This window comes from Devosia insulae DS-56 (genome assembly GCF_000970465.2).
In the GTDB taxonomy this organism is placed as follows: domain Bacteria; phylum Pseudomonadota; class Alphaproteobacteria; order Rhizobiales; family Devosiaceae; genus Devosia_A; species Devosia_A insulae.
This window is the reverse complement of the sequence record NZ_LAJE02000189.1, coordinates 41,469-55,411: the sequence shown is the minus strand read 5'-3', so window position 1 is coordinate 55,411 and position 13,943 is coordinate 41,469. Positions and strand designations below refer to the sequence as shown.

Sequence of the window (13,943 nt, the reverse complement as noted above, 5' to 3'; positions counted from 1 at the left end):
CTCAAGGGGGAGGGGAGCAGAAGGCGTTCCACCCGCTTGACATCATACTAAAGTTTGTGAGTAATTGCTCAGCGGCGAGACAAATGCTCGCCGATGGGAGGACATTGATGAAACTGCTTCCGCTTTTCTCGAGCGCGCTGGTGCTTGCGCTCGGCTCGACGGCGTATGCCCAGACCACCCTCACCATCGCCACCGTGAACAATGGCGATATGGTTCGCATGCAGGGGCTGACCGACGATTTCACCGCCAAGAACCCAGATATCCAGCTGCAGTGGGTGACGCTCGAGGAGAACATCCTGCGCGAGCGCGTCACCACCGATATCGCCACCAAGGGCGGCCAGTTCGACGTGATGACCATCGGCACCTACGAAGTGCCGATCTGGGCCAAGAACAGCTGGCTGCTGCCGCTCGACAATCTCGGCGACACCTATGATGTCGACGACCTGCTGCCGGCCATTCGCGGCGGTCTCAGCGCCGATGGCAAGCTCTACGCCGCGCCGTTCTATGGCGAGTCGAGCTTCATCATGTATCGCAAGGACCTGATGGAGAAGGCCGGGCTGACCATGCCGGATGCCCCGACCTGGGAGTTCGTCGCCGACGCCGCCCGCAAAATGACCGACCGCGCCGCCGAGATCAACGGCATCTGCCTCCGCGGTAAGGCCGGCTGGGGCGAGAACATGGCGTTCCTCACCGCGATGTCGAACTCGTTTGGCGCGCGCTGGTTCGATGAAGCCTGGAAGCCGCAGTTCGACCAGCCGGAATGGAAGAACACGCTGCAGTTCTATGTCGACCTGATGAAGGATGCCGGCCCGGTCGGCGCCTCCTCGAACGGCTTCAACGAGAACCTGACGCTGTTCCAGCAGGGCAAGTGCGGCATGTGGATCGACGCCACGGTCGCCGCCTCGTTCGTGACCGACGCCAAGGCAAGCTCAGTGGCCGACAAGGTCGGTTTCGCCCTCGCCCCGGACACCGGGCTCGGTAAGCGCGGCAACTGGCTCTGGGCCTGGTCGCTCGCCATCCCGGCCGGCTCGCAGAAGGCCGACGCGGCGCAGAAGTTCATCTCCTGGGCAACCAGCAAGGACTATTTGGCGCTGGTCGCCGCCAAGGACGGCTGGGCGAACGTTCCGCCGGGCACCCGCACCTCGCTCTACGCCAACGCCGATTACCAGGCCGCGGCGCCCTTCGCCAAGATGACGCTCGACTCGATCAACGCCGCCGACCCGACCAATCCGGCGGTGAAGCCGGTGCCCTATACCGGCGTGCAGTTCGTCGCCATCCCCGAGTTCGCCGGCATGGCGACCACGGTCGGCCAGCTGTTCTCGGCGGCACTCGCCGGCTCGACCAGCGTCGATGACGCGCTGGCCCAGGCGCAGCAGAGCGTCGACCGCGAGATGAAGGCGGCCGGCTACTACTGAGGTTCTCCTCCCGAGCGACTGCCCGGCGGCCACGCTGCCGGGCCCTTTCGGATCAGCGGGCTGCCGTCGCCGCAGCCCCACCCACACGCAGCGTCATGCCGGCGAAGGCCGGTACCTATCCTGAGATACTTGCTCTCGCTGTGGACGCCGAGAGATTTCAGGATGGGCCCCGGCCTTCGCCGGGGTGACCCGGTGCGGGGGATAGATTGCGCAAGACGGCCGGTGAGGACCGGCGCATTTGGGGAAACGGCACCATGGCTACCAAGCAGTCGCATCGCCTCGCCCGCTGGATGATGGCGCCTTCGGTCTTCGTGCTGCTGATCTGGATGATCGTGCCGCTGGCCCTGACCATCTGGTTTGCCTTCCAGCGCTACCGGCTCACCAACCCCAACATCAAGGGTTTCGCCGGTTTCGCGAACTTCGAGTTCTTCGTCACCGATCCGGCCTTCTGGCCGGCCATTATCAACACGCTGCTGATCGTGGTCGGCGTGCTGGTGATCACCGTGGGCCTAGGCATTCTGCTCGCTTTGATGCTCGACCAGCCGATCTGGGGCCAGGGGATCGTCCGGATCCTGATGATCTCGCCCTTCTTCGTCATGCCGCCGGTGGCGGCGGTGGTCTGGAAGCATGAGTTGATGAACCCGACCTGGGGAGTCTTCGCCGCGGTGTCACGGTTTTTCGGACAGGAGCCGGTCAACTGGCTCGGCAATTACCCGCTGCTGTCGATCATCGTCATCGTCGCCTGGCAGTGGCTGCCGTTCGCGACGCTGATCCTGCTGACGGCGATGCAATCGCTGAGCGAGGAACAGAAGGAAGCCGCCGAAATGGACGGCGCCAATGTGTTCCGGCGCTTCTGGTACATCATCCTGCCGCACCTGGCGCGGGCGATCACCGTGGTGATCCTGATCCAGACGATCTACCTGCTCGGCGTCTATGCCGAAATCCAGATCACCACCGGCGGCGGCCCGGGCTTTGCCAGCACCAACCTGCCCTTCCTCATCTACAACACCGGCGTGTTGGGCGGAAACATCGGCGCCGGCGCGGCGGGAGGCCTCGTCGCCGTGGTGCTCGCCAACATTGTCGCGATCTTCCTGATGCGGGCGGTGGGGAGGAACCTCGATGCTTAGGCGACCACCACTCGCAGACGGCCCCCTCCCATCCTCCCCCATGAAGGGGGAGGTGCCGGCCGGCGCTTGGCGCACGATTGAGCCCCAGCCTCGACTCTTCACCTCCCCCTTCATGGGGGAGGTCGGGAGGGGGCCGTCTCTATCAGTCAGGACATCTGCACCACAGTTTGGGGGAGAACTCTAATGGCCCGGGCCGTATCCACGCGCCGCAAGCTCACCATGACGATCCTCGTCTGGCTGGTGGCGCTGATCGTCTTCTTTCCGATCCTCTACACCATCATCACCAGTTTGAAGACCGAGGGCGAAGCCGCGGCGGGGTTCTCGATGATCCCGTCCTTCACCTTCGAGAGCTATGCGGCGGTGCTCGACCAGCAGGATTACTTGCGGCCGTTCTTCAACTCGGTGGTGATCTCGATCGGCTCGACCATCGTGGCGCTGCTGATCGCGGTGCCGGCGGCCTGGGCGATGGCGTTCACGCCGACGCCGAAAACCCGCGACGTGCTGATGTGGATGCTCTCGACCAAGATGATGCCGGCCGCCGGCGTGCTGGTGCCGATGTACCTGATCTTTCTCAATACCGGGCTGCTCGATACGCTCTTGGGGCTCAGCATCATCCTGACGCTGGTGAACCTGCCGATCGTGGTGTGGATGCTCTACACCTACTTCAAGGAAATCCCGGTCGATATCCTCGAGGCGGCGCGCATGGATGGCGCAACGCTGGGCAAGGAACTGGTCTATGTGCTGCTGCCGATGGCGGTGCCGGGCATCGCTTCGACGCTGCTGCTCAACGTCATCCTCGCCTGGAACGAGGCGTTCTGGACGCTCAGGCTTTCCACCGATGATGCAGCGCCGCTGACCGCCTTCATTGCATCGTTCTCTTCGCCGCAAGGCCAGTTCCTCGCCAAGCTGAGTGCCGCATCGGTGCTGGCGATCCTGCCGATCCTGCTGCTCGGCTGGTTCAGCCAGAAGCAGCTGGTGCGCGGTCTCACCTTCGGCGCCGTGAAATAGGGGATTTCAGATGGGCTCCATCACACTCGAACACGTCAACAAGACTTTTGGTGGCCATCCGGTCATCCCCGATGTTTCGCTCGAAATCGAGGATGGCGAGTTCGTCGTCTTCGTCGGGCCCTCGGGGTGCGGCAAGTCGACTCTCCTCCGACTGATCGCCGGCCTCGAGGACACGACCTCCGGCGCGATCAAACTCGACGGCGTCGACGTCACCGACAAGGGACCGGCGCATCGCGGCCTCGCCATGGTGTTCCAGTCCTACGCGCTCTACCCGCATATGACGGTGCGCCAGAACATCGCCTTCCCGCTGAAGATGGCCAATATCGACAAGGCGATTGCCGAGCAGAAGGTGGCGGATGCGGCGCGGGTGCTGAACCTCACCGACTACCTTGACCGAAAGCCTCGGGCCTTGTCCGGCGGGCAGCGACAGCGCGTCGCCATCGGCCGCGCCATCGTGCGCCAGCCCAAGGCGTTCCTGTTCGACGAACCGCTGTCGAACCTCGATGCGGCGCTGCGCGTCAACATGCGCATCGAGATCACCGAACTGCACCAGCAGCTGAAGACCACCATGGTCTATGTGACGCATGACCAGGTCGAAGCCATGACGATGGCCAACCGCATCGTGGTGTTGAACGCCGGCCGGGTCGAGCAGTTCGGCACACCGCTCGAACTCTATAAGAGCCCGGCCAACCGGTTCGTCGCCGGCTTTATCGGCTCGCCCAAGATGAACTTTCTCGAGGGCGCCGCGGCCGGCAAGTACCAGGCCGAGGCTATCGGAGTGCGACCCGAGCATGTGCGGATCTCGCGCGATGCGGGGGAGTGGCAGGGCAAGGTCGGCGTCGCCGAGCATCTCGGCTCCGACACGTTCCTGCATGTGCATGTCGATGGCGTGGGCCTCCAGACCGTGCGCACCGGCGGCGAGAACGACTATCATCCCGGCGAACAGGTCTGGCTCTCGCCCGAGCCGGGCCGTATCTATCGCTTCGACCGCGCCGGCCAGGCGCTCCGCTGACCACCCAGGATTAGACCCATGCCGCTAGAACTCTCCGCCGAAGACCTGCCGGAGATCGCTGCCACCGCCGGCGTGCCGCACTACCAGCGCGGCTCGCTGACGCCGGGCATCGTGCATTTCGGCGTCGGCAATTTTCATCGTGCCCACCAGGCGGTGTATCTCGACAGTCTGTTCAACCTGGGGCTCGACCACGACTGGGCCCTGGTCGGCGCAGGCGTCCGGGCCAACGACGCCGAGATGCGAGAAAAGCTCCTGGGGCAGGATTACCTCACCACCGTGGTAGAGCAGGAAGCGGGCGGAACGAGCGCCCGGGTCACCGGCGCGATGATCGACTTTCTGCCGGTCGGCGACGTCGCGGCGATCGGCGAGGCACTAGCCGACCCGAAAGTGCGGATCGTCTCGCTGACCGTCACGGAAGGCGGTTACTATATCGATCCGGCCTCGCAGCGGTTCGATGTAGACCATCCCGACATCGTCGCCGACAGCGTCAACCCGGAGGCGCCGAAGACGGTGTTCGGGCTGATCCTGCTCGGCCTGCAACTGCGCCGGGAGCGCGGCATCCAGCCGTTCACGGTGATGAGCTGCGACAATATCCCCGGCAATGGCCACGTTACACAGAATGCCGTGGCGGGGCTCGCCGAGTTGATCAACCCGGAACTCGCCAGCTGGGTGCGGGAGTTGGTGGCCTTCCCCAACGGCATGGTCGATCGCATCACCCCGGCAACCGGGCAGCGCGAGCGTGATGCGCTGGAGGCCGATTTCGGCATCGTCGATGCCTGGCCGGTATTCTGCGAAGAGTTCAAGCAGTGGGTGCTGGAGGATCACTTCCCGGCCGGCCGACCGGCACTCGAAAAGGTGGGGGTGCAGTTCGTCCCCGATGTGGCGCCCTACGAGCATATGAAGATCCGCATTCTCAATGGCGGGCACGCCACCATCGCCTACCCGGCCGGATTGCTCGACATCCATTTCGTGCACGAGGCGATGGAGCATCCGCTGGTTCGGGCTTTCCTCGAAAAGGTCGAACGCGAGGAGATCGTGCCGGTGGTGCCGCCGGTGCCCGACACCGATCTGGGCGACTATTACCAGCTGATCGAGCGGCGGTTTTCGAACCCCAAGATCGGCGACACCATCCAGCGGCTCTGCCTCGATGGCTCGAACCGGCAGCCCAAGTTCATCCTGCCCTCGGCGGCGGATCGGCTGGCAGCGGGCCAATCGGTAACCGGGCTGGCGCTGGTCTCGGCGCTGTGGGCCCGCTACTGCTACGGCGAAAGCGACAGCGGCAAGCCGATCCCACCGAACGATCCGAACTGGGAGCGGCTGACGGCGCTGGCCAAGCAGGCGAAATCCGATCCGGTGGCCTGGCTGTCGATGGGCGATATCTTCGGGCCGCTCGCCAGCAACCCAACCTATGTCGCGGCCTTCACCACGGCGCTGTCGAGCCTCTGGTCACGCGGCACCAAGGCGACGCTCGAAGCCTATCTCGGCGGGACCCTCTGAGCTTCTGACACTAATCTTGCCGAAGCGGATGTCGCCCGGCTACCGATAAGCCGGGAGGGCAGCATGGCGCCGATCAAGCTCGTCATCTTCGACTGCGACGGCGTGCTGGTGGACAGCGAGCCGCTGGCGATGCGGATGCTGCTCGAGCTGATCGCCGAGCAGGGCATCGCCATCGAACGCGAGGTGGCGTTCCGCTCCTATCTGGGGCGCAGCCTTGCCTCGATCTCCGAAAGCCTGAACCAGAGCCATGGGGCACACCTCAGCGACGCCTCGCTCAGTGGCATGCGCGACCGGCTTTATGCGCTGTACCGGCGCGAGTTGAAGCCGACCGGCTGGATTGGCGAGGTGCTGGCGGGGCTCGAATTGCCATTCTGCGTCGCGTCATCGAGTCAGCTCGAGCGGATCCGGCTGAGCCTCGAGCTCACCGGCCTCCTCCCCCGCTTCGAGGGACACGTCTACTCGGCCAGTATGGTCAGGAACGGCAAGCCGGCGCCCGACCTGTTTCTCCACGCGGCGCGTGAGATGGGCGTCGCGCCCGAAAACTGCCTCGTCATCGAGGACTCGCCGGCCGGGATACTGGCGGCGCAGGCGGCAGGCATGCGGGTCTTCGCCTATGTCGGCGGCAGCCATATCGGGCCCAGCGGGCTCCGGCCCGAGATCGAGGCGCTGGCGCCCGATGCGATCATCGAGGACATGCGGTCGCTGCCCGGCCTGCTGGAACTCCAGGCGGCGCGCGACGCGGGCGAGGCGGCAATGCTGGTCGCCGTGGATGTGGGGACGGCGAGCGCGCGAGCCGGTCTCGTTACGCCGTCGGGGCGCCTGGTCAGCCGGGCGGAGCACCCGCTAGAGCTGAGCCGGGTGGGTTCGGATATCGCCGAATACGATTCCGAGCAGATCTGGGACGCGGTCGCCGAGGCGGTGCGCATGGCAATGCGGCTGGCGGGCGTCGCGGCGCACGAGGCAGCAGGGATCAGCTTCGATGCGACCTGCTCGCTGGTGGTGCGCGATGACGACGGCGCGCCCCTACCCGTCAGTCCGGGCGGCGATGCGCGTTGGGACACCATTGCCTGGTTCGATCATCGGGCGCAGGCCGAAGCCGAGCAATGCACAGCGAGCGGCCATCGGGTGCTCGAGTTCATCGGCGGCACCATGTCGCCGGAGATGGAAGTGCCCAAGCTGATGTGGCTTAAGCGCCATGCGCCTCAGAGCTGGGCCCGGGCCGGCCAGATCTTCGACCTCGTCGATTTCCTGAGCTGGAAGGCGTCGGGCTCGAACGCGCGTTCGGAGTGCACACTCACCTGCAAATGGACCTATCTCACGCATGAAAGCCCCAGCTGGCAGCGGGACTTCCTTGCCGCCATGGGTCTCGATGAGCTGTTCGCGCGCGCCGGGCTGCCCGAGACGGCGAGCCGGATCGGCCAGTCGCTGGGGCCAATGACGGCGGATGCCGCGGCGAAGCTTGGCCTCACCAGCCGCTGCGTCGTCGGCGTCGGCCTGATCGACGCGCATGCTGGCGCCCTAGGTGTCCTCGCGGGCTTTGCCAACGATGCCGCAAACCTCCACCGACATCCGGCGCTGATCGCGGGCACATCGAGCTGCGTCATGGCGCTGTCCGACCAGCCCATGCCCACTGCCGGCGTCTGGGGCCCCTATCATAACGCCGTGCTGCCTGGCAGCTGGCTCAACGAAGCGGGGCAATCTGCCACCGGCGCCCTGCTCGATCATGTGTTGCGCACCAATGCGGCGGGTGGCGACCCTACCCCGGAACTGCACCATCGCGTCATTCAGCGCGTGGCGGAGCTGCGGGCCAGCGAGGGCGCCGACCTGGCGCCGCAGCTCAACGTGCTGCCGGACTTTCACGGCAACCGCTCACCGCTGGCCGACCCACGCGCCCTCGGGGTAATCTCCGGCCTGTCACTGGACAGCGATTTCGACAGCCTTTGCCGCCTCTACTGGCGCACCGCAGTGGCGATCGCCGTGCAGGTCCGGCACATCCTCGATACCCTCACCGCGCGCGGCTACGGCATCGAAACGCTGCACGTCACCGGGGGGCATAGCCACAACCCATTGCTGATGGAGCTCTACGCCGATGCAGCCCGCTGCACGGTGGTGGTGTCGACGGCTGCGGATCCAACGCTCCTCGGCGTTGCCATGGTGGCGGCCACCGCAGCGGGTCTCTACCCCGATATGCCGTCGGCTTGCGCGGCAATGGTGCAGCCCAGCACCGAGCTCTCTCCCCACCCAGACGCGCGAGCCGGCCTCGAGCGCGACTATCGTATCCAGCTCGCCATGCAGCGCCACCGCGCCGAGCTGGCCGCATTGGGAGCAGTCGGCTGAACCCCTTGGTGAGACTGGCTTGCGCGCCCTGTGCCCGGGCGCCTGGTCACCACCTGTCGGTATTCGCCAGGGCGCTACGACGCTAGCGCATCAGGTGGCCGCCATCGGCGATGATGGTCTGGCCGGTGAAGATGCGGGCATCGTCGGAACAGAGGAACAGCGCCAGGCTGGCAATGTCCTCGGCCTCGACCAGGTGTTTCACGGCCTGCCGCCCGATGGTTCCGGCCACATAGGCGGGATCGGTCGTGGTTCGTTCGACCACCGTCCGCCCCGGGGCGATGCACATGACGCGGATCCCTGTCTCGCCGAGATCGCGGGCGAGGCACTGGGTGAAGCCCCCGATCGCCGCCTTCGCCGTGCCATAGGCGATGAGGCCGGCGGCGCCCTGCATCCACGACGTCGAGCCGAGGTTGATGATGACGCCGCCGCCGGCGGCTTCCATGTCCGGCGTCACTGCCTGCGCCGCAAAGGCGAGATGGCGGAGGTTGGTTGCCATGCGGTCGTCCCAATAGTCCGGAGTGACGGTGCGAAAGTCGTGCCGCGTATCGCTGCCGGCATTGTTGATGAGGATGCGGATCGGCCCGAGCTCGGAGCGGATCGCCGCAATGGCGCCGCGCAGCGCCTCGATATCGGTCACATCGGCGACCCGGGTGACGACCGTGCCGTCAATCATCCCGGCCGTGCGTTCGAGCCCGGCTGCATCGCGGTCGATGAGACCGACCGCAGCCCCCTGCCCCGCGAAGGCCAGCGCCATGGCGCGGCCGATACCGGCGCCGGCTCCGGTGATCAGCACCGGACGGCCGGCAAGGCTGGGATAGCGGTTGGAGAGATTCATTAGCCGAAGACTCCGCTCGGCTGTCCACGCACGCCGGCCGCGATGGCGAAGATGCCGCCGGACAGCGGCGCCTCCACCAGCATGCGCTCGGCGAGGCGGATGCGCCCGGAGGTGATGTAGAGCGTCTCGAGCTTGTCGCCGCCGAAGCAGCAGCTCGAGGGACGCGGCACCGGCACGCCGACGACCCGGTCCAGCCGGCCGTCCGGGGCGTAGCGGCGCACCGCCCAGCCGTCCCACACCGCGACCCAGATATAGCCTTCGGCATCGACGGTGAGGCCATCGGGCTTGCCTTCGACCGGCGGAATCTGGATCACGCTGCGGCGGTTCGACAGGGTGCCGGCTTCGATGTCGAAGTCATAGGCAAACACACAGCCCTCAGCCGAGTCGGCGAAGTACATCAGCCGGTCATCCGGGCTCCAGCCCATGCCGTTCGAAACGGTAAAACCGGTATCGTGCCGCCGCCACTTGCCATCCGCTTCGATCGAATAGAGCGAGCCGGCCGGCCGCGACGCATCGAGGGCCATCGAGCCGGCCCAGAACCGCCCGCGGCGGTCGCACTTGGCGTCGTTGAAGCGGTTGGTCTCGATGTCGGCTTCGGGGTCGACCACCGGCGTCAGCTCGCCGGTGGCGATGTCCAGCAGCTCGAGGCCATTCTGCGTCATCACCGCATAGCCGCCGGCAGCGCGCGGGGCGATGGCGGTGACCATGCGCGACACCTTGGTGGTGGTATCCTGGCCGCTGGCCGGATCGAACACGTGCACCGCAGGCGCCAGAATATCGAGCCAGACGAGGCGGCTGTCGGTGTCGCTCCACATCGGTCCCTCGCCCAGGTGCGCCGCCACTGGCAGGACGCACTCGGCATTGGCCGCCACCGCGATGCGCGGCCGGTCCGGGGCATTGATGCTCATCGCGGTGGCTCCGACATTGCCCGAGATGCGGCGGGCCGCTTCCATCAGGTCGCGGCCGATGGTGTGGAGGCGCTCGACCGAAATGCGTTCGCGCGGACCGGAGACGCCGATCGCCGCGATCGGCTCATGCCGATGGTCGAGCACCGGCGCCGCCACCGACACTACGCCCGCGACATGCTCCTCGATCGACAGCGCATAACCGCGAGCCCGGGTGAGGCCGAGATCGGCCAAGAGCCCCGGCTCGTCCGGTGGGACTTTGGTCGGATCGCCGGAATTGCGCAGTTCCGCAATCAGTTCATGCTGCCGGTGCGGCGCGAGGAAGGCCAGCAGCGCCTTGCCGCCCGAGGTGCAGTGCAAAGGGGCGCGGCGCCCCACCTCGATGCGGAAGCCGAACGCGTCCGCGCCCAGCCGCCGGTCGATATAGAGGATCGCGCCACTCTCGATTTCGCACAGCGACACCGTCTCGTGGGTGAGATCGGCGAGCCGGTCGAGCTCGGGGGCGGCGGCGCCTCGGAGATCGAACTCGTCCCACACCTTATGCGCCAGTTCGAACAGCCGCGGCCCCAGCCGATAGGTCTGGTCCGCCTCGTTGAAGCGGATCAGCCGGAACTCCATCAGCGCTTCGAGGATGCGATGCAGCGTCCCCTTGGGAAAGCCGGTGAGTTTCAGCAACTGGGTGAAGCGCTGCGGCCGCTCGACCTCGCCGAGCAGGTCGAGCACGTAGAGCCCCTTGCCCAGGGCCGAGGTGCCCATGGGCATTTCGTGCCCGCCCAGTTGCTTTGCATCGATCGGCATTGCGGCTCCGGCTTAGCTGATAGCCTGTTCTGTAGCCGGGTCGAACAGGTGGACGGAAGCCTGCGGCTTCAGACCCAGCCGGATTGTCCCCCCGGAAAGCGGTGTGCCGACGTCGTAGAGCCGGGCGATCAGCGTGCCGTTGCCGAGCGGCTGGTGCTCGTGCTCGCCCGCCACCGCGGTCGCGACCTGCTGCCCGGGCAGCTTGAAATGCACATAGGCCTCGGTGCCGAGGCTCTCCACCAGCGTCGGGGTGATCTCCAGCGCCGGCGCATCGCCGCGCGCCAGATCCAGCGATTCCGGGCGGATGCCGCAGATCACGGTCTTGCCGAGGTAGGATGCCGCCGCCTCGACGACCGGCAGCCTGAGGCCACCGGCATCGGCGAACAGGCCCCGATCGTCGCGCTGTACCTTGCCGCGGAGAAAATTCATCGCCGGCGAACCGATGAAGCCGGCGACGAACATGTTGGCCGGGCGATTGAACAGCGCGTCGGGCGAGCCGATCTGCTGCACCACGCCCTTGCGCATGATGACGATGCGGTCGGCCATGGTCATGGCCTCGGTCTGGTCGTGCGTGACATAAATGGTGGTGACGCCGATGCGCCGCTGCAGCGCGGTGATCTCGGCCCGCATCTGCACGCGCAAGGCCGCGTCGAGGTTGGACAGCGGCTCGTCCATCAGGAACACCTGCGGCTCGCGCACGATCGCCCGGCCCAGCGCCACGCGCTGCCGCTGCCCGCCCGACAGGGCCTTGGGGCGGCGCTCCAAGAGGTCGCTGATTTCGAGCGCCTGGGCCGCCCGCTCGACGCGCTGGTTGATCTGCTTTTTGTCGGTGCCGCGCATCATCAGGCCGAAGCCGATATTCTGCCGCACCGTCAGATGCGGGTAGAGCGCGTAGTTCTGGAACACCATGGCGATATCGCGCTTGGCCGGCGCCAGTTCGGTCACGTCCTCGCCGCCGATGATGATGCTGCCGGTGCTGGCGGCCTCGAGCCCGGCGAGGATCTTCAGCGCCGTCGACTTGCCGCAGCCGGACGGGCCGACGAAGACGATGAACTCGCCATCCTTGACGTCCAGCGACATGTCGTGGAGCGCCTGGAAGGAGCCGTAGCGCTTGTTGAGGTTCTGGATCTGGATATCGGCCATCGGACTATTTCCCCGCGCCTGCGGTCATGCCGCCGACGAGAAAGCGTTGCAGGAAGAGGTAGGCGATCATGATCGGCAGCGCGGCCAACAGCGAGGCGGCCATCACCAGGTTCCAGTCGGTCTGGTACTCGCCCTTGAAGGTGGCGATGCCCAGGTTGACCGTCCAGCTGTCGGCATTGTTGGCGAGGAAGGTGCGGGCGAACAGATAATCGGCCCAGCTCAGCACGAACCCATAGAGCGAGGTGGCGGCCAGCCCCGGCGCCGCCACCGGCAGGATCACCCGGAACAGCGCGCCCCAGGGCGTGCAGCCATCGACCTGCGCCGCCTGCTCGAGCTCGTTGGGAATGGAGTCGAAATAGCCCTTCAGCATCCAGGTGGCGAACGGCACGATCGCGGTCGCATGCGCAAAGATCAGCGACCAGAGCGAGCCCATCAGCCCCAGCGAACGCATGATGCCGAACAGCGGGATAATCAGCATGGTGGCCGGCAGCATCTTGCTCATCAGGATGAACAGGCCGACATTCTCACTGCTTTTCGTCTGGTAGCGCGACAGGCTGTAGCCGGCCAGCACCGCGGCCACCATCGAGATGCCGGTGGCGGTGACGGCGACGATGGCCGAGTTGGCCATCCAGCGCAGGATGTCGGTCTCGATGAACAGCCTGATATAGGTCTGCCACTGCGGGTCGGGCGGCAGGAAATGCGGCGGATAGGCGCGGAGCGACCCGGGCGGCTGCAGCGAGGTGACCACCATCCAGTAGACCGGGAACAGCACCACGGCGCAGGCGACGATCACCGTCGCGTAGAGCAGGATGGATTGCCAGAGCTTGCGTTTCATCGAGCCCCCTCCCTCAGAACACGGCGTGACTGGTCTTTTTGACCAGGAAGGCGCTGATCAGCGCACAGATGATCAGCGTCACCACGCCCAGCGCCGAGGCGTAGCCCATGCGGAAGAACGAGAAGGCCTCCTCATAGGTCATGATGGCGAGCGTCTCGGTGGCGCCCACCGGACCACCACCGGTCAGCACGTTGATGATCGAGAAGTCGCGGAACACCCAGAGCACGGTCAGCACCAGCGACACGCCGAGCACCGGCATCAGGCAGGGCAGCGTGATCCAGATGAAGCGCTTCCACACATTGGCGCCGTCGACCCGCGCCGCCTGGTAGTATTCCTCGGGGATCGACTGCAGGCCCGCGAGGATCATGATGGAAATGAAGGGGAAGCCCTTCCACACCATCACCATGGTGACGGCCGAAAAGGCCGGCAGCGGCTGGTTGAGCCAGGAGATCGGCAAGCCGATCACCCCGAGTTTGAGCAGCATCCAGTTGAGCACGCCGAACGAGGCATCGAGGATCCACAGCCAGGTGATCACCGCCACCACTTCGGGAATGGCCCAGGGCAGCGCGATCAGCATGCGGGCGACGCCGCGGCCACGGAACTGCTGGTTAACCAGCAATGCCGCGCCGAGCCCCACCAGCATCGAGATGCTGGTCACCACCACCAGCAGCTTGGCGCTGACGCCGATGGCGTTCCAGAAATCGCTCGAGGTGAACAGTTTGACGTAGTTCTTGAGCGTGTAGTCGCTGGCGCCGAAGCTGAGCGTCGCGAACTTCACGTCGTGGAAACTGATCTCGATGGCGAGCAGCATCGGGTAGACGAGGATGCCGAGGATCAGCAGCACGGCCGGCAGCAGCAGCAGGTAGCCGAGCTTTCTGGCGTGGCGCGGGCTCGCGAGGTCGATGCCGAACAGGCCGGAACTGCGGCGCACCGGCGCCGTTACCGGGCGCGGCTGGGTCAGGTCGGTCATATCAGCCTCTCCTCCTCAAGATGACTGGAAGCGGGCCGCGCACCTGCCAGTGCGCGACCCG

At 66.1% G+C, this 13,943-nt stretch carries 11 protein-coding genes and 1 pseudogene; 7 read left to right on the top strand and 5 right to left on the bottom strand.

All coding sequences use genetic code 11. The annotated features are described in order from the left end of the window. The first annotated feature begins 107 nt into the window (after nucleotides 1-107). The 7 genes and pseudogenes from VW23_RS13540 to VW23_RS13515 all read left to right on the top strand — a co-directional run bounded on the left by VW23_RS13540 (nucleotide 108) and on the right by VW23_RS13515 (nucleotide 8,396). Nucleotides 108-1,415 carry an ABC transporter substrate-binding protein gene (locus tag VW23_RS13540; RefSeq protein WP_069910085.1) on the top strand — a complete coding sequence of 436 codons (1,308 nt, stop codon included), beginning with the start codon at nucleotides 108-110 and terminating at the stop codon, nucleotides 1,413-1,415. Between the two features lie 254 nt (nucleotides 1,416-1,669). Next, nucleotides 1,670-2,542, top strand: a complete 873-nt coding sequence (locus tag VW23_RS13535; RefSeq protein ID WP_069910084.1) for a carbohydrate ABC transporter permease — start codon at nucleotides 1,670-1,672, stop codon at nucleotides 2,540-2,542. Nucleotides 2,543-2,725: 183 nt separating this feature from the next. After that, nucleotides 2,726-3,550, top strand: a complete 825-nt coding sequence (locus tag VW23_RS13530) for a carbohydrate ABC transporter permease (RefSeq protein ID WP_069910083.1) — start codon at nucleotides 2,726-2,728, stop codon at nucleotides 3,548-3,550. Between the two features lie 10 nt (nucleotides 3,551-3,560). Next, nucleotides 3,561-4,562 (top strand): ABC transporter ATP-binding protein, encoded by a 1,002-nt coding sequence (locus VW23_RS13525; RefSeq protein ID WP_055885866.1) that lies wholly within the window; start codon nucleotides 3,561-3,563, stop codon nucleotides 4,560-4,562. A gap of 18 nt (nucleotides 4,563-4,580) precedes the next feature. Continuing rightward, nucleotides 4,581-6,059: a mannitol dehydrogenase family protein gene (locus VW23_RS13520; protein ID WP_069910082.1), complete on the top strand. Its 1,479-nt coding sequence runs from the start codon at nucleotides 4,581-4,583 to the stop codon at nucleotides 6,057-6,059. A gap of 63 nt (nucleotides 6,060-6,122) precedes the next feature. Then, a pseudogene (locus tag VW23_RS29490) lies at nucleotides 6,123-6,746 on the top strand (HAD family hydrolase); the annotation flags it as partial. Between the two features lie 66 nt (nucleotides 6,747-6,812). Next, the gene (locus VW23_RS13515) at nucleotides 6,813-8,396 is read left to right on the top strand and encodes an FGGY-family carbohydrate kinase (RefSeq protein ID WP_069910094.1); all 1,584 of its coding nucleotides are present in this window, start codon (nucleotides 6,813-6,815) and stop codon (nucleotides 8,394-8,396) included. A gap of 82 nt (nucleotides 8,397-8,478) precedes the next feature. Here the strand turns inward: VW23_RS13515 and VW23_RS13510 are convergent, their stop codons facing one another. From VW23_RS13510 to VW23_RS13490, 5 genes are read right to left on the bottom strand one after another with little or no spacing between them, the layout of a single operon-like run. Beyond that, nucleotides 8,479-9,231: an SDR family NAD(P)-dependent oxidoreductase gene (locus tag VW23_RS13510; RefSeq protein WP_069910081.1), complete on the bottom strand. Its 753-nt coding sequence runs from the start codon at nucleotides 9,229-9,231 to the stop codon at nucleotides 8,479-8,481. Next, on the bottom strand, nucleotides 9,231-10,934 hold the full coding sequence (locus tag VW23_RS13505; RefSeq protein ID WP_069910080.1) for an SMP-30/gluconolactonase/LRE family protein: 1,704 nt from the start codon (nucleotides 10,932-10,934) through the stop codon (nucleotides 9,231-9,233). Before VW23_RS13505 ends, VW23_RS13510 begins: the two co-directional genes overlap by 1 nt. 12 nt (nucleotides 10,935-10,946) lie before the next feature. Then, on the bottom strand, nucleotides 10,947-12,077 hold the full coding sequence (locus tag VW23_RS13500; protein WP_069910079.1) for an ABC transporter ATP-binding protein: 1,131 nt from the start codon (nucleotides 12,075-12,077) through the stop codon (nucleotides 10,947-10,949). 4 nt (nucleotides 12,078-12,081) lie between these two features. Next, the gene (locus tag VW23_RS13495) at nucleotides 12,082-12,912 is read right to left on the bottom strand and encodes a carbohydrate ABC transporter permease (protein WP_055884301.1); all 831 of its coding nucleotides are present in this window, start codon (nucleotides 12,910-12,912) and stop codon (nucleotides 12,082-12,084) included. A gap of 13 nt (nucleotides 12,913-12,925) precedes the next feature. Next, complete coding sequence (locus VW23_RS13490) at nucleotides 12,926-13,882, bottom strand: carbohydrate ABC transporter permease (RefSeq protein WP_084646080.1); 957 nt, start codon at nucleotides 13,880-13,882, stop codon at nucleotides 12,926-12,928. Nucleotides 13,883-13,943: the final 61 nt, after the last annotated feature.

What these genes read in the sequence shown, in the direction of transcription:
- VW23_RS13540 (WP_069910085.1), top strand. Translation starts at nt 108, where the DNA reads ATGAAACTGCTTCCGCTTTTCTCGAGCGCGCTGGTGCTTGCGCTCGGC.
- VW23_RS13535 (WP_069910084.1), top strand. Translation starts at nt 1,670, where the DNA reads ATGGCTACCAAGCAGTCGCATCGCCTCGCCCGCTGGATGATGGCGCCT.
- VW23_RS13530 (WP_069910083.1), top strand. Translation starts at nt 2,726, where the DNA reads ATGGCCCGGGCCGTATCCACGCGCCGCAAGCTCACCATGACGATCCTC.
- VW23_RS13525 (WP_055885866.1), top strand. Translation starts at nt 3,561, where the DNA reads ATGGGCTCCATCACACTCGAACACGTCAACAAGACTTTTGGTGGCCAT.
- VW23_RS13520 (WP_069910082.1), top strand. Translation starts at nt 4,581, where the DNA reads ATGCCGCTAGAACTCTCCGCCGAAGACCTGCCGGAGATCGCTGCCACC.
- VW23_RS13515 (WP_069910094.1), top strand. Translation starts at nt 6,813, where the DNA reads ATGCTGGTCGCCGTGGATGTGGGGACGGCGAGCGCGCGAGCCGGTCTC.
- VW23_RS13510 (WP_069910081.1), bottom strand. Translation starts at nt 9,231, where the DNA reads ATGAATCTCTCCAACCGCTATCCCAGCCTTGCCGGCCGTCCGGTGCTG.
- VW23_RS13505 (WP_069910080.1), bottom strand. Translation starts at nt 10,934, where the DNA reads ATGCCGATCGATGCAAAGCAACTGGGCGGGCACGAAATGCCCATGGGC.
- VW23_RS13500 (WP_069910079.1), bottom strand. Translation starts at nt 12,077, where the DNA reads ATGGCCGATATCCAGATCCAGAACCTCAACAAGCGCTACGGCTCCTTC.
- VW23_RS13495 (WP_055884301.1), bottom strand. Translation starts at nt 12,912, where the DNA reads ATGAAACGCAAGCTCTGGCAATCCATCCTGCTCTACGCGACGGTGATC.
- VW23_RS13490 (WP_084646080.1), bottom strand. Translation starts at nt 13,882, where the DNA reads ATGACCGACCTGACCCAGCCGCGCCCGGTAACGGCGCCGGTGCGCCGC.